General features: G+C 70.8%; 16 protein-coding genes. 10 read left to right on the top strand and 6 right to left on the bottom strand.

Annotated features, from left to right (window positions below; genetic code table 11):
* Positions 1-51 precede the first annotated feature (51 nt).
* A complete protein-coding gene (locus tag OG622_RS15780; protein ID WP_371576724.1) occupies positions 52-1548 on the bottom strand; it encodes an ABC transporter substrate-binding protein in 1497 nt (498 codons plus the stop codon).
* Positions 1549-1660: 112 nt separating this feature from the next.
* A complete protein-coding gene (locus OG622_RS15775) occupies positions 1661-2815 on the bottom strand; it encodes a PucR family transcriptional regulator (RefSeq protein ID WP_371576723.1) in 1155 nt (384 codons plus the stop codon).
* A 223-nt stretch (positions 2816-3038) separates the two neighbouring features.
* On the opposite strand from OG622_RS15775, the gene OG622_RS15770 reads away from it, so the two are divergent.
* The 3 genes from OG622_RS15770 to OG622_RS15760 all read left to right on the top strand — a co-directional run bounded on the left by OG622_RS15770 (position 3039) and on the right by OG622_RS15760 (position 6228).
* A complete protein-coding gene (locus tag OG622_RS15770) occupies positions 3039-3965 on the top strand; it encodes a proline dehydrogenase family protein (protein ID WP_371576722.1) in 927 nt (308 codons plus the stop codon).
* A gap of 166 nt (positions 3966-4131) precedes the next feature.
* Positions 4132-5763: an L-glutamate gamma-semialdehyde dehydrogenase gene (pruA, locus tag OG622_RS15765; RefSeq protein ID WP_371576721.1), complete on the top strand. Its 1632-nt coding sequence runs from the start codon at positions 4132-4134 to the stop codon at positions 5761-5763.
* A gap of 333 nt (positions 5764-6096) precedes the next feature.
* Positions 6097-6228 carry a hypothetical protein gene (locus tag OG622_RS15760; RefSeq protein WP_005479955.1) on the top strand — a complete coding sequence of 44 codons (132 nt, stop codon included), beginning with the start codon at positions 6097-6099 and terminating at the stop codon, positions 6226-6228.
* A 110-nt stretch (positions 6229-6338) separates the two neighbouring features.
* Here OG622_RS15760 and OG622_RS15755 read toward each other — a convergent pair whose 3' ends face one another.
* Positions 6339-7946 carry a purple acid phosphatase family protein gene (locus OG622_RS15755; protein ID WP_371576720.1) on the bottom strand — a complete coding sequence of 536 codons (1608 nt, stop codon included), beginning with the start codon at positions 7944-7946 and terminating at the stop codon, positions 6339-6341.
* Positions 7947-8111: 165 nt separating this feature from the next.
* Here OG622_RS15755 and OG622_RS15750 point away from each other — a divergent pair, with 165 nt between their 5' ends.
* The 4 genes from OG622_RS15750 to cimA all read left to right on the top strand — a co-directional run bounded on the left by OG622_RS15750 (position 8112) and on the right by cimA (position 12755).
* Entirely contained in the window at positions 8112-9155 is a 1044-nt protein-coding gene (locus OG622_RS15750) for a 3-isopropylmalate dehydrogenase (RefSeq protein ID WP_371576719.1), read from the top strand.
* A gap of 249 nt (positions 9156-9404) precedes the next feature.
* The gene (locus tag OG622_RS15745) at positions 9405-10490 is read left to right on the top strand and encodes a branched-chain amino acid aminotransferase (protein ID WP_371576718.1); all 1086 of its coding nucleotides are present in this window, start codon (positions 9405-9407) and stop codon (positions 10488-10490) included.
* Between the two features lie 139 nt (positions 10491-10629).
* On the top strand, positions 10630-10830 hold the full coding sequence (locus OG622_RS15740) for a hypothetical protein (RefSeq protein ID WP_371576717.1): 201 nt from the start codon (positions 10630-10632) through the stop codon (positions 10828-10830).
* A gap of 320 nt (positions 10831-11150) precedes the next feature.
* Positions 11151-12755 (top strand): citramalate synthase, encoded by a 1605-nt coding sequence (gene cimA / locus OG622_RS15735; RefSeq protein WP_371576716.1) that lies wholly within the window; start codon positions 11151-11153, stop codon positions 12753-12755.
* A gap of 158 nt (positions 12756-12913) precedes the next feature.
* On the opposite strand, the gene OG622_RS15730 is transcribed toward cimA, so the two are convergent.
* On the bottom strand, positions 12914-13411 hold the full coding sequence (locus OG622_RS15730; protein ID WP_371576715.1) for a hypothetical protein: 498 nt from the start codon (positions 13409-13411) through the stop codon (positions 12914-12916).
* A 633-nt stretch (positions 13412-14044) separates the two neighbouring features.
* Here OG622_RS15730 and OG622_RS15725 point away from each other — a divergent pair.
* On the top strand, positions 14045-15433 hold the full coding sequence (locus OG622_RS15725) for a hypothetical protein (protein ID WP_371576714.1): 1389 nt from the start codon (positions 14045-14047) through the stop codon (positions 15431-15433).
* A gap of 132 nt (positions 15434-15565) precedes the next feature.
* On the opposite strand, the gene OG622_RS15720 is transcribed toward OG622_RS15725, so the two are convergent.
* Complete coding sequence (locus OG622_RS15720; RefSeq protein ID WP_371576713.1) at positions 15566-16348, bottom strand: serine protease; 783 nt, start codon at positions 16346-16348, stop codon at positions 15566-15568.
* Between the two features lie 254 nt (positions 16349-16602).
* On the opposite strand from OG622_RS15720, the gene OG622_RS15715 reads away from it, so the two are divergent.
* Positions 16603-17478, top strand: coding sequence for an aminoglycoside phosphotransferase family protein (locus tag OG622_RS15715; RefSeq protein ID WP_371576712.1), 876 nt, complete (start codon positions 16603-16605; stop codon positions 17476-17478).
* A 5-nt stretch (positions 17479-17483) separates the two neighbouring features.
* On the opposite strand, the gene OG622_RS15710 is transcribed toward OG622_RS15715, so the two are convergent.
* Entirely contained in the window at positions 17484-18218 is a 735-nt protein-coding gene (locus OG622_RS15710; RefSeq protein WP_371576711.1) for a hypothetical protein, read from the bottom strand.
* A 118-nt stretch (positions 18219-18336) separates the two neighbouring features.
* Here OG622_RS15710 and OG622_RS15705 point away from each other — a divergent pair, with 118 nt between their 5' ends.
* A complete protein-coding gene (locus OG622_RS15705) occupies positions 18337-18918 on the top strand; it encodes a YdeI family protein (RefSeq protein ID WP_371576710.1) in 582 nt (193 codons plus the stop codon).
* Positions 18919-19104 lie beyond the last annotated feature (186 nt).

Raw genomic sequence — 19104 nt, 5'->3', positions numbered from 1 at the left:
CGTCGGCACGTCCGGCCCGCGCCGGACCGGTCGGCTTCCCCACGGATCGCTTCACCTGATGTAGGTGTCCGCCGTGACCAGCTCCCGCTCGCGCGGGTCGTGCGCGGCGTCCACGACTCCGGCCGCGTCGCCCTGGATGACCCGCTCGTGCAGCAGCGGCACGGCCGCGTCGGTGGTGAGGACGGCGGCCTCGGCGTCGATGACGGCCTGGCGGCGGGCGTCACCGGCGGTGGTGTCGGAGGCCTTGCCGAGGGCCGCGTCGACGGTCTTGTCGGCGAGCTGGGAGATGTTGAAGGAGCCGTCGGAGGCGAAGTCGCTGTAGAGGTACGCGGCCGGGTCGCCGGAGTCGAGGACCGTCGCCCGGGAGAGGATGAACGCGTCGAACTCGCCCGCCAGCGCGTCGGACTCGATGTTCGCGTACTCGCGCACGTCGAGCTTCACCTTGAACCCGGCCTTCTGCAGCTGCTGCTGCAGCGTGGCCGCGACCTCGGGCAGCTCCGCGCGGTCGGTGAAGGTGCCGATGGTGATCGACCTGCCGGAGGGGTCACCCGCCTTCGCGCGCTTCGCCGTCGACCGCAGCTCGGCGGCCCAGGGGAGCGCGGGACCGAGCAGCCCCTCGGCGACATCGGCCCGTCCCTCGTACACCCCCTCGACGATCGCCTTCGCGTCGACGGCCTCGCGGGCGGCGGCGCGCAGCGAGGCGTCCTTGAAGGCGCCCTTCCGGGTGTTCAGGTAGAGGGTGTTGGTGCGGGGCATCGGGACCTCGGTGATCAGGTCCTGGTCGAGCACGGCGGCCTGCGACACCGGGACCGCCTCGACGATGTCGGCCTCGCCGCTGCGCAGGGAGGCCGCGCGGGCGGTGCCGTCGGGCACGAACGTCACATCGATGCCGGGGGCCTTGGCCCTGCCGTCCCAGTAGCCGTCGTAGCGGTCGAGAGCGGCCGAGGAGGTGCCGTTCACCTTGGTCAGCTCGAAGGGGCCGGTGCCGGCGCCCACCGGGTTCACCGTCTTCCCCTCGTACGCCTTCGCCGCGAGGATCGACAACTGCGGTGAGCTGAGGCGCTGCGGGACCAGCGGGTCCTCGGTGCCCGTGGTGACGGTGACGGTGTCGCCGTCGGCCTTCGCGGTCAGCTCCACGCCGTCGAGAATGCGGGGCTTGGGAGCGGCGGTCGCCGCCTCGGTGAGGGAGTTGACGACGGCTTCGCCCGTCAGCTTCGTCCCGTCGTGGAACGTCACGCCGTCCCGGATCGTGAACGTCCACTTCTTGCCGGACCGCTTCCACCCGGTGGCCAGCGCGGGCTGCGCGTCGCCCTCCGCGTCCAGCTTCACCAGGGTCTCGGCGGTCGACCAGCGCGACAGCTTGAAGGCGTCGTCGGACAGCGGCGACAGGCCCGAGCGGGGCGGCTGCATCATCGCGATCCGTATGCGCCTGCCCTCGCCCGAGGCGCCGCCGCCGTCGGTGCCCGTCGACGAGAAACAGCCCGTGAGCAGGGCGGAGGCCGCGGTGGTGACCGCGGTGAGAGGGACGAAACGGGCCGGGAGGCGCACGGAACACTCCGAGTAAAGGCGTGGTCAAAGATTCAACGTGCCCGACCGTAGCACGATGACAATCATTTTCAGAAGCGCGCTTTTCCGCCACCGGGACGGGTGGCGGAACGCGTCAGAGCCGCGCCGCCTTCAGCGCCATGTGGAGCAGCAGCCGGTCCTCGCCGTCGGTCAGGTGCAGGCCCGTGAGCTGCTCGACGCGGGAGAGGCGGTAGTAGAGGGTCTGACGGTGGATGCCCAACTCGGCGGCGGTGCGGCCCGCCTGGCCCGCGCGGTCGAGGAACACCTCGGCGGTGTGGGCGAGTTCGCGGTGGGCGGGGGTGAGGAGGAGGCGGACGCAGGGGTCCTGGGGGGCGTCGGGAGGGAGCGCCGTCAGCAGACGGTACGGGCCGATGGAACGCCACTCGGCGACCGGGCCCAGCCTGGGCTCCGCCAGCGCCGCGCGGGCCGCGGCCGAGGCCTCCCGCCAGTCGGTGCCCAGTTCGGCGAGGCCCGCGCGGGCGCCCGAGACGCCCGCCGCCGCGTGCGTGCCCGCGCGCTCCAGAAGCCGGGCGGCGGCCGTGAGCGCCGGGGCCGGTACGTCCGCCGAGCGGAGCCGCACCAGCAGGGCCAGGCCCCGGCCCGCCGCGCCCCACGGCACCGTGCACAGCGCGGTCGCGCCCGGCACCGTACGGAAGGACGGGGCGTCGTCCGGGTCGGCGGACGGCCAGGGGGCCACGCACACCATCGTGTGGACGCCGTCGCCGCGCGGGCCGAGGGCCGTGCGCAGCTCCGCCACCGCCATGTCGCGCTCCCAGTCGCGCTCGGCGGTCAGGACCGCCCGCAGCTCCCGGGTGAGGTCGGCGCCGGCCTGGGCCTCGTCCGCGAGGAGCGCGCCGATGCGGGAGGCGACCGCCATGGCCGCGGACAGCTGGGCGGCGGTCGGGCCCGGGTCGCCGTCCAGGAGCCAGACGTACCCGAGGGCGACACTCCGATGGCGTACGGGGAGGCAGATGCGGCCCCGGAGCACCCCGGCCGCCGGAGTCGGGGGGATGCGGACCGGGGCCGTCGCCCGGGTGATGCCGAAGCCCTCGAACCACTCCCGTACGGCCGTCGTCGAGCGGCGGGTCAGGATCGACCGGGTGCGGACCGGGTCCAGGTCCGACGGATCGAGGTCGCCCTCGCTGTCGTACGCGCCGAAGGCGATCAGCTCGAAGTCGCGGTTCTCCAGCGTCGCCGGGGCGCCGAGCAGCTCGGAGATCTCGTCGACGAGGTCCTGGTAGTCACCCACGGGATGGGGCGACGCGGTTTCCGGCGGCACTCGGCACGCTCCCGCACTTCTCGACGGCGTTCTCGGAACTGTCTTCTCGAAGGCCTTCGAGAAGCATCACCCAGGCTTTCATACATCTGTCTGAGATCTGCGGCACGGATGCGTGACAGCTGTCGATGGCCGACGATCGGGCGGATCCTTAGGTTTCACGGTGGTTCTGTCTGCTGGTCTGTGGAGGTGCCCCGTGCTGGGTCCCGTGATTCTCGCCGCGTCGCGCAGCGACCGGATGCGACGTCTGATCTCGGCGGCGCCCGTGACCAAGCAGGTCGTCGACCGCTTCATCCCCGGTGAACGGGTCGACGACATCGTCCCCGTCGTCCGGGAGCTCACCGGCAAGGGCCTCGAAGTGACGATGGACGTCGTCGGCGAGGACATCACCCGCCCCGAGCAGGCCGCCGCCGCCCGCGACGCCTACCTGGAGCTGATCGACCGGCTGAAGGACCTGGAGCTCGGCGACCGCGCCGAGATGTCGGTCAAGCTCTCCCTCTTCGGCCAGGCACTCCCCGGTGGCCACGAGCTGGCCCTCGCCAACATCCGCCCGGTCGTCGAGGCCGCCGCCGCGATCGGGACGACGGTCACGCTCGACGCGGAGGACCACACCACCCTCGACTCGATGTTCGCCATCCACGACGAGCTGCGGCGGGACTTCCCGCAGACCGGCTGCGTCATCCAGGCCTACCTCTTCCGCACCGTGACCGACGCCCGCCGCCTCGCCGCGAACGGCAGCCGGGTGCGGCTGGTGAAGGGCGCGTACAAGGAGCCCGCCGAGGTCGCCTTCCAGCGGAAGGCCGAGATCGACAAGGCGTACGTCCGCGTCCTGAGGATCCTCATGGAGGGTGAGGGGTACCCGATGATCGGGTCCCACGACCCGCGCCTCATCTCCATCACCCAGGAACTCGCCCACCGGGCCGGGCGCAAGCTCGACGAGTACGAGTTCCAGATGCTGTACGGCATCCGCGGTGACGAGCATCTGCGGCTCGCCGCCGAGGGACACCGCATGCGGGTCTACACCGCGTACGGCACCGACTGGTACGGCTATTTCATGCGCCGCCTCGCGGAGAAGCCGGCGAACCTGCGCTTCTTCGTCCGCTCGATGGTCGGCAACGGATGAGCGCGAGCTGCCGGCACCCGGATACGTCCCGGGGTACGGCGGCTACCGCCCGTCGGCCGGCCGAACCGACCTGGGTCCGTCCGAAAGGAGACACGCAGAACACGTGACTCCGCCCCGTGGGGGCTTCTCACTCGCTCGCTCAAGATTCACTCGGAAGAGGTAGCTCATGGACGCTGTGACCCAGGTCCCCACCCCCGTCAACGAGCCGGTGCACAGCTATGCCCCCGGCTCGCCCGAGCGCGCCCGGCTGGAGGTCAAGCTGAAGGAGCTGGCCGAGAACCCGGTCGACCTGCCGATGACGATCGGCGGAGAGAAGCGGATGGGCGGCGGCGACCGCTTCGACGTGGTGCAGCCGCACAACCACAAGGCCCGCCTCGGCACGTACGGCAACGCGACGCGGCAGGACGCCCAGGACGCCGTCGACGCGGCCCTCGCCGCCGCGCCCGCCTGGCGTGCGATGTCCTTCGACGACCGCGCCGCCATCATCCTGCGCGCCGCCGAACTGCTCGCGGGCCCCTGGCGCGAGACGCTGGCCGCCTCCACCATGCTCGGTCAGTCGAAGACCGCCCAGCAGGCCGAGATCGACTGTCCCTGCGAGCTGGTCGACTTCTGGCGCTTCAACGTCAAGTACGCCCGTGACCTGCTCGCCGAGCAGCCCCCGGCCAACTCCCCGGGCGTCTGGAACCGTCTCGACCACCGCCCGCTCGAAGGCTTCGTCTACGCGATCACGCCCTTCAACTTCAGCGCGATCGCGGGCAACCTGCCGACCGCCCCGGCCCTCATGGGCAACGTGGTCGTCTGGAAGCCGTCCCCGACGCAGACCCACGCGGCCGTGCTGCTGATGCGGCTGCTGGAGGAGGCGGGTCTGCCCAAGGGCGTGATCAACCTCGTCACCGGTGACGGCATCGAGGTCTCCGAGGTGGCCCTCGAACACCGCGACCTCGCCGGCATCCACTTCACCGGCTCGACCAGGACCTTCCAGTACCTGTGGAAGACGGTCGGCGCGAACATCGAGAAGTACCGCTCGTACCCGCGCCTGGTCGGCGAGACCGGCGGCAAGGACTTCGTGGTCGCCCACCCCACCGCCGACCGCGCGATCCTCAAGACCGCCCTCACCCGGGGTGCCTTCGAGTACCAGGGCCAGAAGTGCAGCGCGACCTCCCGGGCCTACATCCCGGCGTCGATCTGGAACTCCGGCTTCAAGGAGGAGTTCGCCGCCGAGGTCGAGTACCTCACCATGGGCGACGTCACCGACCTGTCCAACTTCGTCGGCGCCGTCATCGACGAACGCTCCTTCGCCAAGAACAAGGCCGCCATCGACCGCGCCAAGTCCGACCCGACCTGCACGATCGTCGCGGGCGGCTCCTACGACGACTCGGTGGGCTACTTCGTCCGCCCGACCGTCGTCGAATGCGCCGACCCGGCGAACGAGGTCTTCACCACCGAGTACTTCGGCCCGTTCCTCGCCGTGCACGTCTACGAGGACGACCGCTACGAGGAGATGCTGACCCAGATGGAGTCGGTGTCCGCCTACGCCCTGACGGGTTCCGTCATCTCGGGCGACCGTGCGGCGGCGGCGTACACGATGGACAAGCTCCGCTACGCGGCCGGCAACTTCTACATCAACGACAAGTCCACCGGCGCCGTCGTCGGCCAGCAGCCCTTCGGCGGCGGCCGTGCGTCGGGTACGAACGACAAGGCCGGCGCCCCGCAGAACCTGATGCGCTGGACCCTGACCCGCGCCATCAAGGAGACCCTGGTCCCGCCGACCGACTACACGTACCCGCACATGGGCTGACCTCCGACGCCCGGCCCCGCCGCTGCCCCCGCCCCCGCTCCCGCGCCCCGGGAGTGGGGGCGGCGTCATGTGACGGAAGTGAAAAGGCCAGGTCAACAGCGTGTGACCCATTCCACCGTCTCAGATAGTAGGAAGTCCGACTAACTGTAGAGACAGATGCGCCGACCTCACTTAGCTTTGTAGGAGCCGAACGTCTCGCTCGATCCAGCGAATGGCGGTCGTGAGCCGGAGCCCGAGGCAGGCAACCCCTGCGGCCCCGCTCCCCGCCCCTTCCGGCGTCTCGTACACCGCCCGTTTCCGTACTCCGGATTGCCTCGAAGGAGTCGATTCCCCATGGCCGAGACGACCGTCCGCCGCCGAGTCCGTCACGTTTCCCGGACGACCGAGTCCGACCGCAAGAACGCCGCCGCCGCCCTCCAGCGCGCCCTCGACCGCAGGGACAACGGCGGTTCGACCGGGCACTGAGCGGCCCGCGTCATCAGGTGCCGAACGGCCCGCGCGAGCGGGCGCCCGGTGTCTCCGTCAGCCGGGAGCCGCACCCGTTCGAGGTGCGGCGCGGCCGTGGGCCGGACTGCCTACGTGCCGCGCCGCACCTCGAAGTGGTCGATGCGCTCGCCGGTCTGCGCCAGCGCGGACACCTTCAGGACCGGTCGCGCGCCGCTCTCCGCCTCCACCGAGAGCAGCGAGAAGCCCCGGTAGCGCACCCGTGACCACTCCACCGTCTCCGCCCTCGACCTGCGCGACCTGGTCCACTCGAAGGTCTCGACGGCGTCGTGCCGGGTGACGTGCCCCTCGTAGCTCTCCTTCACGCCGGACGGGAAGCCGTACAGATCACGTCCGCCGCCGCCCGCCGTGACGTACACGATCCCGTCGCGGGTCGGGTCCGTCGACGCGCCGATGGGTACCGCCCTGCCGACCTCGCCGTCCTTGACGGCGTCGGTCCGCTCGTAGACGTGGTTGTGGCCGTTGATCACCAGGTCCACCTGATGCTTGGCGAACAGTGGCAGCCACGTGTCGCGGATGCCGCCGTCGGAGGCGTGCGCCGACGTCGAGTAGGCGCAGTGGTGGAAGAAGACGACGATGAAGTCGACGTCCTTCGCCGCCCGCAGCTCACCCAGTTTCCTGTCCAGCCACGTGGTCTGCCGGCCGTCCGTGTAGCCGAAGTTGGCGGGGATCTCGTACGACACGTCGTTCGCGTCCAGCGCCACGAAGCCGACGTTGCCGTAGGTGAACGCGTACACCCCCGGCGCCGAACGCGGGTCGAAGCCGTTGTCCGGGAGGGACCAGCGGGCGAGCTGGCCGCCGTAGCCGTCCGGCGAGTACCAGGCCTCCATGTCGTGGTTGCCCATCGTCACCATCCACGGCACGGACCTGGCCACCGACTCGTTCTGCTTGAGGAACAGGTCCCAGAACCCGGGGTCGTAGCCGTCCGACTCCACGCCCTTGCCGTTGCCGTTCGCGTAGCAGATGTCGCCGGCGTGCAGATGGAAGGCGGGCTTCTGGCGGACGATCAGGTTGTCGTTGGCGGCAGCCGCCTTGCCGACGCCCTGGTCGCCGAACGCGGTGAACACGAACTTCTCGGGGGCGGCCGGCGCCGTACGGAAGGTGCCGATCGTCGAGCGGTGGGCCGGGGAGGCCGGGTCGAAGCCCTCGTGGCCGACGCCGTAGTAGTACGTCGTGCCGGGGCGCAGGCCGTCCAGGGCCGCGTGCAGGTAGTACTGCTCCAGCTCCAGACGCACGCCCTCGACCCCCGGCGTGTGCAGGTCGCGGACCTCGGCGTCGATCTTCCGGCTCAGCTCCTCGGGCTTCAGGCCCACCCGCACGTACGGCTTCTTCACCGCGAGCGGTACCTGCCAGGAGATCCGCATCTCCGTCTTCGGGTCACCGCCGAAGGCCAGATGGCGGCCGAAGGGGGTGACGGCGGAACCGGGCGGCTTCGAGGTGGCGGGCGCCGGGGCCGAGGTCGTCGAGTTCGGCCTGCCCGGCGAAGCGGAGCCGCCGCAGCCGGTCAGCAGCCCGCCCGCCGCCAACGAGCCCGCCGTCACCAGGGTGCGGCGCCGCGTCAGCTTCGTACGCAGGTACTCGTGCTGCTCGGCCATGCTCATCCGGCGCGCGAGCTGCGGCGGGATGCCGAAGTCGGGTACGGGGGGTCCGGGGGGTGTCCCCCTGGAGGGCAGGGTCATGCTGAAGAAGGTCCCAGCGAATACCAACACCCGCCACACATACGGGTGAACGCGGGGCGACGTGTGGGTGCCGTCACCCGTCCGCCGCCCTCCGGGTCACCCGTTCTGGCGTCCGTATCGCGGACACCCCGTGTCATCCCGTGGGACAAGGAGTACGGTGCCGTCATGTCTCGCAGCCTCAATCTCGCAGTGATCCCCGGTGACGGCATCGGTCAGGAAGTCGTGGCCCAGGGGCTCAAGGTCCTCTCCGCCGTCCTTCCGCAGGACGTGAAGCTGGAGACCAAGGAGTACGACTTCGGCGCCCAGCGCTACCACGCCACCGGTGAGACCCTCACCGACGCCGACGTGGCCGCGCTCAAGCAGCACGACGCGATCCTGCTCGGCGCGATCGGCGACCCGAGCGTCCCCTCCGGGGTCCTGGAGCGTGGCTTCCTGCTGAAGCTCCGCTTCCTCTTCGACCACCACGTCAACCTGCGGCCGAGCAAGCTGCTCCCGGGTGTCGAGACTCCCCTCAAGGGCCAGCCCGAGATCGACTTCATCGTGGTCCGTGAGGGCACCGAGGGCCCGTACACGGGCAACGGCGGCACGATCCGCAAGGGCACCGAGCACGAGGTCGCCACCGAGGTCTCCGTGAACACGGCCTTCGGTGTCGAGCGCGTGGTCCGTGACGCGTTCGCCCGCGCCCAGGCGCGCCCGCGCAAGAAGCTCACCCTCGTCCACAAGAACAACGTGCTGGCCTTCGCCGGTCACCTGTGGACGAACGTCTTCAACAAGGTGGCCGAGGAGTTCCCCGAGGTCACCACCGATTACATCCACGTCGACGCGGCGACGATCTACCTGGTCACCGACCCGGCCCGCTTCGACGTGATCGTGACCGACAACCTCTTCGGCGACATCATCACCGACCTCGCCGCGGCCGTCTCCGGCGGCATCGGTGTCGCCGCCTCCGGCAACATCAACCCGGCCGGCGAGTTTCCGTCCATGTTCGAGCCCGTGCACGGCTCGGCCCCGGACATCGCAGGCCAGGGCAAGGCCGACCCCTCCGCCACGGTCCTGTCCGTCGCTCTGCTCCTGCGTCACCTCGGTTACGAGGCCGAGGCCACGCGTATCGAGGAGGCCGTCTCCGCCGACCTCGCGGAGCGCGTCGGCAAGCCCGCCCGTTCGACGGACGAGATCGGCGACGCCCTCGCCGTACGAGTAGCCGGCTGACCCCGCGCCTGCTCGAAGTCTTTCGGAGCCGCCGGGTCGCATCAGCACCCGGCGGCTTCCGCATGTTCCCGCCGGGTGTCACCATCATCCCTGGGCAGCGTTCACGCCGTTTTCTTCCGCCCGCCCCGCTTGCGATAATCGAACGCGGAGCCGCCGAATGAGGCAATGCTCGGACGTCCTAGCACTTGCCACTGGCAGTACGGATGTGAGCGCGGCCCGTCACACACAACCGGTGAAGGACAACCACTCATGACGCCCACGATCGAGCTCAAGCCCTCCGCCAGTCCGCTCTCCGCCGCGGAGCGCGACGCGGTCCTGGCCGACCCCGGCTTCGGCCGCCACTTCACCGACCACATGGTCGCCATCAAGTGGACCGAGGGCCGCGGCTGGCACGACGGCCAGCTCGTTCCGTACGCGCCGCTCTCCCTCGACCCGGCCACCATGGTCCTGCACTACGCGCAGGAGATCTTCGAGGGACTGAAGGCCTACCGGCAGCCGGACGGGTCCGTCGCCACCTTCCGGCCGGAGAAGAACGCCCTGCGCTTCCAGTCCTCCGCCCGCCGGCTCGGTATGCCGGAGCTGCCGGTGGAGACGTTCATCGAGGCCTGTGACGCGCTGGTCCGGCAGGACCAGGCCTGGGTCCCGGCCCACGGCGGCGAGGAGTCCCTCTACCTGCGCCCCTTCATGATCGCCACCGAGGTCGGCCTGGGCGTCAAGCCGGCCAACGAGTACCTCTTCCTGGTCATCGCCTCCCCGGCCGGCGCCTACTTCCCCGGCGGCGTGAAGCCCGTCTCCATCTGGGTCTCCGAGGACCACGTCCGCGCCGTCCCCGGCGGCATGGGCGACGCCAAGACCGGCGGCAACTACGCGGCCTCCCTGCTCGCCCAGGCCGAGGCGGCCGCCGAGGGCTGCGCCCAGGTCTGCTACCTCGACGCGGTCGAGCGCAAGTGGGTCGAGGAACTCGGCGGCATGAACCTGTACTTCGTGTACGGCGACCGCATCGTCACCCCGTCCCTCACCGGCTCGATCCTGGAGGGCGTCACCCGCGACTCCCTGCTGACGGTCGCCGCCGATCTCGGTTACAGCGCGGACGAGGGCCGTGTCTCCATCGACCAGTGGCAGGCCGACTCCGAGAGCGGCGCCCTCACCGAGGTCTTCGCCTGTGGCACGGCCGCCGTCATCACCCCCGTCGGCACGGTCAAGCGCACCGGCGCCGCCTGGCAGCAGTCCGCCGGCGAGCCCGGCCCTGTCACCCTCAAGCTCCGCGAGGCCCTGCTGAACATCCAGCGCGGCACGGTGGAGGACAAGCACGGATGGATGCACGACCTGGGCTGACCGGCCGCGAATCTCTCCAGGGCCGCCGCGGACGCTTCGTCCGCGGCGGCCCTGCCCCGTGTACGGGAATCCGCCGGCCGCCACGTCACCTTCACGGCGTGGGTGGAGGAACCGGGCAGCCGGGACGGCTCGGAGCCCGGTGTATCTGCGGGACCTGAAGAGGGGCACCACCGTCCTGGTCTCCCCGGACACCACCGGCGGCACGGCCACGGCGCACGTCGAGCCGGGGATGATCGCGGACGGCGCCGGCCGGGTCGTCCTCGAATCCCAGGACCCGGCCCTGGTCCCGGCCGGCGACACCAACGAGGCCCGGGACGTCTTCGTACGCCACGCGAGGTGACCGTCAGGTGATCAGCGCGCTGTTCGCATCCTGAGACGGACGGTGAGCACGGGGGCGGTCTGTGCCAGAATCCCCCCGTGCTCTCGTTCGCCACGATTATTGGCAGCAGGCGCGCCGGTCCGCAGTGACCGCCACGTACGACCAGGTACGGGCGGCCATCGTCGTCTTCGACCCGCGCGCAGACCTCTCGCACCCGCGAGGGGTTTTTCGCTTTTCTGGCCCACCTTCAGCCGGAGAAGGAGCGCGAGGGATCATTGGGGACGGTGGAACCGGTCATTCCGGTACAGACCGAGATCGACATCCTCAGGAGCCTTGAGATCATGACGGAAACCAGCGAGCTCGACGACTCGTTCCACGTCTTCGACACCACCCTGCGCGACGGCGCCCAGCGTGAGGGCATCAACCTCACGGTCGCGGACAAGCTGGCCATCGCACGGCACCTGGACGACTTCGGCGTCGGCTTCATCGAGGGCGGCTGGCCCGGCGCGAACCCGCGCGACACCGAGTTCTTCGCCCGCGCGCAGAAGGAGATCGACTTCAAGCACGCCCAGCTGGTCGCCTTCGGCGCCACCCGCCGCGCCGGCGGCAAGGCGAGCGAGGACCCGCAGGTCAAGGCCCTGCTTGACTCCGGTGCCCCGGTCATCACCCTGGTCGCCAAGTCGCACGACCGGCACGTCGAACTGGCGCTGCGCACCACACTCGACGAGAACCTGGAAATGGTCCGCGACACCGTCTCCCACCTGCGCGCGCAGGGCCGCCGGGTCTTTCTCGACTGCGAGCACTTCTTCGACGGCTACCGCGCCAACCCCGAGTACGCCAAGGCCGTCGTCCGCACCGCCTCGGAGGCCGGCGCCGACGTGGTGATCCTCTGCGACACCAACGGCGGCATGCTCCCCGCACAGGTCCAGGCGGTCGTGTCGACGGTGCTGGCCGACACCGGCGCCCGGCTCGGCATGCACGCCCAGGACGACACCGGCTGCGCGGTCGCCAACACCCTGGCCGCCGTCGACGCGGGCGCGACCCACGTCCAGTGCACCGCCAACGGCTACGGCGAGCGCGTCGGCAACTCCAACCTCTTCCCGGTCGTCGCCGCCCTGGAGCTGAAGTACGGCAAGAAGGTCCTCCCCGAAGGCTCGCTGCGCGAGATGACGAGGATCTCGCACGCGATCGCCGAGGTCGTCAACCTCACCCCCTCGACTCACCAGCCGTACGTCGGTGTCTCCGCCTTCGCGCACAAGGCCGGCCTGCACGCCTCCGCGATCAAGGTCGACCCGGACCTGTACCAGCACATCGATCCCGAGCAGGTCGGCAACACCATGCGGATGCTGGTCTCCGACATGGCGGGCCGCGCCTCCATCGAGCTGAAGGGCAAGGAGCTGGGCGTCGACCTCGGCGACGACCGCGAGCTGGTCGGCCGGGTCGTCGAGCGGGTCAAGGAGCGTGAGCTCAGGGGTTACACCTACGAGGCCGCCGACGCGAGCTTCGAGATCCTGCTGCGCGACGAGGTCGCGGGCAAGCCCCAGCGGTACTTCCGCACCGAGTCCTGGCGGGTCATCGTCGAGGACCGCCCCGACGGCAGCCACGCCAACGAGGCCACCGTCAAGCTGTGGTCCAAGAGCGAGCGCATCGTCGCCACCGCCGAGGGCAACGGACCCGTCAACGCGCTCGACCGCGCCCTCCGTGTCGCCCTGGAGAAGATCTACCCCCAGCTCGCCAAGCTGGAGCTGGTCGACTACAAGGTCCGCATCCTGGAGGGCAAGCACGGCACCAACTCCACGACCCGCGTCCTCATCTCCACGACGGACGGCACGGGCGAGTGGTCCACGGTGGGCGTCGCCGACAACGTGATCGCCGCGTCGTGGCAGGCGCTGGAGGACGCGTACACGTACGGGCTGCTGCGGGCGGGCGTGGAACCGGCGGAGTAGCGCGCCGGGAGTTCGGCGGGAGGGGTGCGTGGTCGGGTGGGGGTGGTGTGTGGTTGCTCGCGCAGTTCCCCGCGCCCCTGCTTTTCAGGGGCGTGGGGAACTGCGCGACCAGCCCCTACCGGACCCGCACCCGCCAACGAACCCCTCCGGCGAAGCCGTCAACACGACTTCTCGGCCAGCTTCTCGAACTCCTCGACGCTCATCGCCCGGTCATCGGCCCACACCTGTCCCGGCCTCAGCCGCCCGAGATCGGCCGTGGTGAACATGACCGTGCCGTTGGCGGAGTCGTCTGTCTGGCCGTAGAAGATGAACGTGTAGGCGTGGCCCGGCAGGAGCCGCTGCTCGCCCCTGGTCTCGGCCTTCCACGAGGCCGGCGGCGAGAAGAGGGCAAACTCCTCGGCTCCCGACCACTCGCCCGTCGTCTCCCAGACCGTGGTGTCCGCCTCGTCCTCGCTCGGCTCGTCCTCGTGGGAACCGGCCCAGCCCGACAACGTCGGATCCTCGTAGGGGTCGTCACCGCAGGGCCGGATCAGTGCGCGGGGCGCCCCGTCGGCGTCCACCGTCACGGCCGCGAGCGGCAGTTCGAGCGCCACACAGCCGCTCAACAGCACCGCCCCGGCCGTCGCTCCCACCGCCGCGAGAACTCTCTTCAGCATCCCGTTCGCCCCCATCACCCTGTCGCGCTGCCTGATCAGCACCCCTCTCGAACGGTTGTACAGGCCTCTCGGTGCCTACCCAAGCCGATGGTCGACTCCGATCAAGTCACAAAAGGGGAACGGCAGTTGAGCGGAGCGGCATTGAGTAGAACGGACCGGAGAACGTCGTCGCCCGTCTCGGCCGCCCTGCTGCCGGCCCTGGATACCGCTGCCGTTCGCCCCCGCGGCGACGCCGACCGAACCCCAGACGCTGACGGAGGCCATCGCCTGCCGTTCGCCCCCGCGGCGACGCCGACCGAACCCCAGACGCTGACGGAGGCCATCGCCCGCCCCGTCACGGAGGCCGACCACCTCCTGCTCGCGACCCGCTACACGGAGCCACCGAGGAAGCCGGGGGAGCCGTACCCCGGGCGCGTGACGCCTGCCGTCCCGCACCGGTCCGACGGTGGTCGTCCCGCACCGGTCCGACGGTGGTCGTCCCGCACCGGTCCGACGACGGTCGTCCCGCGCCGGTCCGACGACGGTCGTCCCGCGCCGGTCCGACGACGGTCGGCGGGAGCCGGAGCCTGCGGATGCCGCCTCCCCACCAGCCTGATCGTCCGTTTTCGCGGCGATCGAGGTAGCTTCGAAGGTATGAAAGGCGTACCGGGTCGACGTCGTCTCTTCCTCCTCCGCCTGCTGATCGCGCCGCTCGCCGCGGCGGCTCTGGCGATCCTGGCGGTGCTGTCCGTCGGTGCGCCGGGCGCGCACGCGGCCACCGGCCTCTCGACGGTGGCCGAGGCCCTGCGCGAGAGTCCGGTCTACGTCGACCCGGCCGCCTCCGACCTGCTCTCCTCGGCGGACGCCGAAGCCCTCGCCGACAAGATCGAGGACGCGGACGAGCCGGTCTTCGTGGCGGTCCTCCCGGCCGGCTACCCGACCCAGGACCTCTTCCGGAACCTCCGCACCGAGACGGGCGTGACCGGCCTCTACGCCGTCCGCCTCGGCGACCGTTTCGACGCCCGCGCCGACAGCAGTGTGCTGAGCCGACAGGCCGTGTCGAACCTGGTCGCGGCGGTCCAGGGCGCCGGTGACCCGAAGGCCCAGCTCAACGACTTCGTGGACGACGCCCTGCGCAGCAACCCCGGCGGCACGGCCCCGTCGAGCTGGAGCGACGGCGGCCAGGGCGTGGACACGGGCGCCCTCGCGGTGGCGGGCGCGGTCGTGGTGGCGGGCGGCGCGGGTGCGTACGTGCTGGTCCGCCGGAGCCGTCGCAAGAAGGAGGAGGAACGCCGCGAGGCGCTGTCCAGGCTCGCCGTGGTGGTGGACGAGGACATCACGGCCTTCGGCGAGGAGCTGGACCGACTGGACTTCCACCCCGCCGAGGCGGGCGCGGACGACGCGATGCGCGCCGACTACGAACGGGCCCTCGACGCGTACGAGAAGGCCAAGTCCCTCATGGCGGCGGCCACCCGCCCCGAGGAGGTCCGCGCGGTCACGCAGACCCTGGAGGACGGCCGTTTCTCGCTCGCCCAGCTCGCCGCCCGCAGGGAACGACGCCCCCTCCCCGAACGCCGGGCCCCCTGCTTCTTCGACCCCCGCCACGGCCCCTCGGTCGCGGACGTCCTCTGGACCCCGGGTGTCGGCACCGAACGCGAGGTCCCGGTCTGCGCCGCCGACCAGGCACGCCTCGCCGACGGTCAGGACCCCATGATCCGCGAGGTGGACACCGTGTCCGGCGGGCGTCGCCCCTACTGGGACGCGGGCCCGGCCTACGGCCCCTGGGCGGGCGGCTACTACGGCGGCGGCCTCCTCCCCGGCCTCCTCGTCGGCACGATGCTCGGCAGCATGATGGCCACCCCGTCCTACGCGGCCATGTACGGCGCCGGCTACGGCGACTTCGGCGCGGCCTCCGGCTACGGGGGCGGCGACGTCTCGGGCGCCGGCTTCGACTCGGACGACTTCACCGGCGGCTTCGGCGGCGGAGACTTCGGCGGTGGCGGGGACTTCGGGGGCGGCGGGGACTTCGGCGGCGGCTTCTGAGAACCCGCCCCGACGATCGCCCCGACGCGCCAGCCGCAGGAACGGGCACGCGCCAGCCGCAGGAACGGGCACGGGCCCGGCGCTGATCGGCGCCGGACCCGTGGACGTCGTACGGGATGGTGCGGGCCTCGCTCAGAGAGTGGCCGCAGCCGAGGCGATCTGGGACGCGAAGGTGGAGACCTCGGAGTAGACACCGGGGGCGTTGGGCTGGGCGCAGCCTATGCCCCAGCTGACGATGCCGACCTGCACCCACTGGTTGGCATCGTCCCGGCGGAACATGGGACCGCCCGAGTCACCCTGGCAGGTGTCGACGCCGCCCGCCGCGTACCCGGCGCAGATCTCCTCGCTGGCGATGAGCCCGCTGTAGCCGCTGTACGAACGGCAGGTCGCGTCGCTCACGAACGGCACGGTCGCCTTGAGCTGGTACCGCTGCTGCGAGCCGCCCTGGGTGGCCGCGCCCCAGCCGGCGACCGTGAAGGTGCCGGTGTTGTACGCCGTGGTCGTGGCGATCTTCAGCGTCGGGAGGTTGATGGGCGAGGCCAGCTTGATGAGCGCCCAGTCCTTGCCGTTACCGTTGTAGCCGGGGGCCCGGTACACCTTGGTCGAGCGGACCTGGACCCGGCCGCTGGTGTTCTGGAGGTCCACGACGCCGGCCGTGGCCGTGTAGCTGGTGTTGTTGCCGGTCGCGCCCACACAGTGCGCGGCCGTGAGCACGATCTGCTGCGTGTACAGCGCGCCGCCACAGCCCATCGACAACCGGACCATGAACGGGAACTCGCCCTGCGCGGCACGTGTTCCGCCGACCACCGGCGCCGGCGCGGCCTCGGCCGCCGACACGGGCTGCAGACTGGCGATCGCGAGCGCGGCGGCACCGACAGCCGCACATCTCTTCAGAGCGGTGATGAGTCGCTTCAACGTGATGCCTTCCGTGGGGGGTTGACATGCGATGACTCGTACGACCGAACCGCAGATATGACGAGGGCATGCCAATACGGCGGCAGGAAATCACCCTTGATGGCATGGCCAGGTCAATTTCTGTTGCAGGATTATGAGAACGCCGAAAGCCCCCGCACAAGAGGCGTGAACCAGCCAGCCCCACTTCAGCCCCACGCACCGCACCCGCGAAAAAGGGCATGCGACGGCGCCGGGACAGCGCGCACACTGACCCGGTGATCGACATCACCGCTGACCTCGTACGCGCACTGATCTCGGCCCAGTTCCCCGACTGGCGCGAGCTGCCCGTCAGGCCCGTCGACCGGCAGGGCTGGGACAACCGCACCTTCAGACTCGGCGATGAGCTGACGGTCCGGCTGCCCAGCGCGGAGGGCTATGTGGCCGCCGTGGCGAAGGAGGACCGCTGTCTGCCCGAACTGGCCCGGCAGCTGCCCCTGCCCGTGCCGGAGCCGGTAGCCCTCGGGCGGCCGGGGGCGGGGTACCCGTTCTCGTGGTCGGTACGACGGTGGCTCCCGGGTGACACGGTCGAGGTCGCGACGGGCGTCGACCGGACGCGGCTGGCCCGCGATCTCGGCGACTTCCTGAGCGAACTGCGCGAGGCCCCGCTCGGCCGGGGCCCGGCGGCCGGACGGCACTCGTATTTTCGCGGCTGCCATCCCAGCGTGTACGGCGACGAGGTCGAAGCGGCCCTGGAGAGGCTGGCGGACCTCGTCGACGTCGCCGCCTGCCGCGCCGTCTGGGCGGAGGCGCTGACCTCCGCCTGGCCGTCGCCGCCGACGTGGTTCCACGGTGATGTCGCCGTCGGGAACCTCCTCACCACGGACGGCACCCTCTCCGCCGTCATCGACTTCGGCTCCTCCGGCGTGGGCGACCCCGCCTGCGACCTCGTCATGGCCTGGACCTACTTCACCGGCGAGGAACGGAAGATCTTCCGCGAAGCGGCCGGTCTCTCCGACGACGCCTGGCGCCGGGCCCGCGGCTGGGCGCTGTGGAAGGCCCTGGCGACCATGGCGGGTCTGTCCGGCCCCGATGCGGAGGGGAGGCAGCGCAGGGTGCTCGAACGGGTGCTGGAGGATCCGGTTGTGGCGTAGCCGTGCTAACCGCGCTTGAACTCCACCGGCCCGGCGTCCATCAGCACCGTGCCGTCGGTGTGCAGCACCGGCCGTTTCTCCGTGAACCGCCTGCTGTAGCACTCGACATGACTGATGGACACCCCCTGAGGATCGGTGAAGTCGACGAAGGCGATGGCCACCCAGTACGACGTGTTGGTGTCCGCGTACAGCGGCACCGTCACCGTCGAGCCCCGTCCGTCCGTGACGACGACCCGCGCACCGTAACTGCGGAAGCTGCCGGCGCCGTTGCTCACCGCGCTGTACGCACAGATCAGGGCGTACCCCTGCTGGTCCGGGCGGGCGATGCGGATCGTCTCCTCGCCCGGAGCTTTCGCGTCGCCGCTCAACCGCATGTACGGCGGCTCCTCCAGGGAGCCGAGGTTCTTGTAGTAAAGGGCCTTGCCCGCATCGGTACGGGTCGCCAGCTCCGCCTGCAGGGCCTTGGCCTCGTCCTTGTTCCTGGTGCGGAACAGGCCGCGCTGGATCTGCGGGAAGACATGGCCGGGCGGGTGGTCGGCCCCGCGTACGGCCGCGTCGGCCGGCACGAACAGCGCGTAGAGGTCGAGATCCGCGCCTCGTGCACGGCGCTCCGCGCTGCCGCCGTCCCATTGCAGCGACGCCGTGACGGTCACGCCACGGTCTTCCTTGTCGAGGGATATCCGGGCCTGGCCGCCCTTGGCGAGGCTGACCTGCCTCGGCAGCTCACTGCTGGAGTCCATCCCCGGATTCAACCACCACCGGCCGTGGCTGTTAACCGGTGCTGCTGAGCGAGATCGTGCCGCTGCCCGGATGTATGGAGGACAGGAACTGACCTACTTCCTCCCTATCCTGCGAAGCATGACCACTCCCGAAGGCACGGAACCCCGCGCGTTCCCCGACGCCGACCACCTCGACGCCTGGCTGACCGCGCACCCCGCACCGGGCACCGACGGCCTCTGGGTCAAGGTCGCCAAGAAGGGGACCGGTACGCGCTCCGTCGGCGCCGGTGAGGTCAATGACGTGGCCCTCTGCCACGGCTGGATCACGGGCAACCGGCGACGCCTCGACGAGGCGTACTTCCTGCAGCGGATCACCCCGCGCAGGCGGGGCAGCGACTGGTCGATGGTGAACGTGCGGCGGGTGGGGGAGCTGACCGCCGCCGGGCGGATGCGGGCCGGTGGCCTCGCGGAGGTGGCCGCGGCGCGGGCGGACGGGCGGTGGGCGGCGGCATACGAGTCGCAGAAGGAGGCGGGCGTACCCGAGGACCTGGCGGCGGCACTCGACGACAACCCCCGTGCCCGGCAGGCTTTCGAGCGGCTGGGGAGGACGGACCGGTATCTCGTCGTACTGGGGCTGCTCAAGGCCCGGACACCTCGCACCCGGGCCGCCCGGCTGCGGACCGCGCTCGCCGGACTGGAGGCCGACCCGGATCGCACCTGACCCGTTCGCGGCTGTTCACAGCGGAACGGGCATGGCTGTGGAGGACGACCGTCGGCGGTTGTGGAGGACGACGGCCGAGCGGTTGTGGAGGACGACGGCCGGGCGGCAGTGGAGGACGACGGCCGATGTCAGACCCCAGTGTCACACTCCGTCCCATGTCTTCCGGTACCCCCGCGACTTCCGGTT

This window comes from Streptomyces sp. NBC_01314, from assembly GCF_041435215.1.
GTDB lineage: Bacteria > Actinomycetota > Actinomycetes > Streptomycetales > Streptomycetaceae > Streptomyces.
Note: the sequence above shows the minus strand (reverse complement) of the source record. Positions and strands in the feature narration are given on the sequence as shown.

What these genes read in the sequence shown, in the direction of transcription:
- pruA (WP_371576721.1), top strand. Translation starts at nt 4,132, where the DNA reads ATGGACGCTGTGACCCAGGTCCCCACCCCCGTCAACGAGCCGGTGCAC.
- OG622_RS15760 (WP_005479955.1), top strand. Translation starts at nt 6,097, where the DNA reads ATGGCCGAGACGACCGTCCGCCGCCGAGTCCGTCACGTTTCCCGGACG.
- OG622_RS15755 (WP_371576720.1), bottom strand. Translation starts at nt 7,946, where the DNA reads ATGACCCTGCCCTCCAGGGGGACACCCCCCGGACCCCCCGTACCCGAC.
- OG622_RS15750 (WP_371576719.1), top strand. Translation starts at nt 8,112, where the DNA reads ATGTCTCGCAGCCTCAATCTCGCAGTGATCCCCGGTGACGGCATCGGT.
- OG622_RS15745 (WP_371576718.1), top strand. Translation starts at nt 9,405, where the DNA reads ATGACGCCCACGATCGAGCTCAAGCCCTCCGCCAGTCCGCTCTCCGCC.
- cimA (WP_371576716.1), top strand. Translation starts at nt 11,151, where the DNA reads ATGACGGAAACCAGCGAGCTCGACGACTCGTTCCACGTCTTCGACACC.
- OG622_RS15730 (WP_371576715.1), bottom strand. Translation starts at nt 13,411, where the DNA reads ATGCTGAAGAGAGTTCTCGCGGCGGTGGGAGCGACGGCCGGGGCGGTG.
- OG622_RS15725 (WP_371576714.1), top strand. Translation starts at nt 14,045, where the DNA reads ATGAAAGGCGTACCGGGTCGACGTCGTCTCTTCCTCCTCCGCCTGCTG.
- OG622_RS15710 (WP_371576711.1), bottom strand. Translation starts at nt 18,218, where the DNA reads ATGGACTCCAGCAGTGAGCTGCCGAGGCAGGTCAGCCTCGCCAAGGGC.
- OG622_RS15705 (WP_371576710.1), top strand. Translation starts at nt 18,337, where the DNA reads ATGACCACTCCCGAAGGCACGGAACCCCGCGCGTTCCCCGACGCCGAC.